The 816-nt window shown below is 63.6% G+C and carries 1 protein-coding gene and 1 pseudogene; both read right to left on the bottom strand.

Features of this window, described 5'->3' with window-relative positions; genetic code table 11:
* The coding region (locus tag U858_RS0133015) for an ABC transporter permease subunit (RefSeq protein ID WP_025141347.1) at positions 1-701 on the bottom strand (701 nt) is incomplete at its 3' end.
* A gap of 1 nt (position 702) precedes the next feature.
* Positions 703-816: pseudogene (locus tag U858_RS35500) on the bottom strand (amino acid ABC transporter permease); the annotation flags it as partial.

Consider the following 816-nt stretch of genomic DNA (forward strand, 5'->3'; position numbering starts at 1 on the left):
CGCAACAGCTTGTCGATGGAAAAGCCTTCGGGCAGGAACAGCGGCAGCATCACCGACGACATGAACAGCAGGCTGATCAGCGGCACGCCGCGGATGAGCTCGATGTACACGACGCACAGCGCCTTGATGGCGGGCATCTTCGAGCGCCGGCCCAGGGCCAGCAGCACGCCGATCGGGAAGGCGAAGGCGATGCCGAACGTGGACAGGATCAGCGTGAGCGGCAGGCCGCCCCAGCGTGCGTTTTCCACGTAGGTCAGGCCGAACACGCCGCCCCACATCAAGAGGGCCACGGCGGTCAGGCCGACGGTCCAGATGACAGCGAGCTTGCCGTTCCAGAAGCGGCGGATGCCGCTGCAGACGATGACCGCGATCAGGATCAGGGTCGCGATCAGCGGACGCCATTGCTCGTCGTACGGATACGTGCCGAACAGGATCAGGCGGTGCTTCTCGATGATGAAGGCCCAGCAGGCGCCGCCGACGGATGCGCGGCATTCCTGCGCGTTGGCGGCGGTGTAGTTGGCTTTAATGAAAGCCCATTCCACCAGCGCCGGCACCGACATCAACAGGAACCAGGCCACCAGTACGGTGATCAGGATGTTCAGCGGCGAGGAAAACAGGCGCTCGCGCACCCAGGCCCAGACGCCGACGTGGGTCTTGGGCGGCGGCAGCCCTTCGGTGGGGATATGCGTAGTGCTGCTCATATCAACGCTCCACCAGCGCGATGCGCTTGTTGTACCAGTTCATGAATATCGAGATCGACAGGCTGACCGTCAGGTAGGCGCCCATGATGATGAGAATGCCCTCGATGGCCTGGCC

Source organism: Achromobacter sp. DH1f, from assembly GCF_000633435.1.
GTDB lineage: Bacteria > Pseudomonadota > Gammaproteobacteria > Burkholderiales > Burkholderiaceae_B > Achromobacter > Achromobacter deleyi.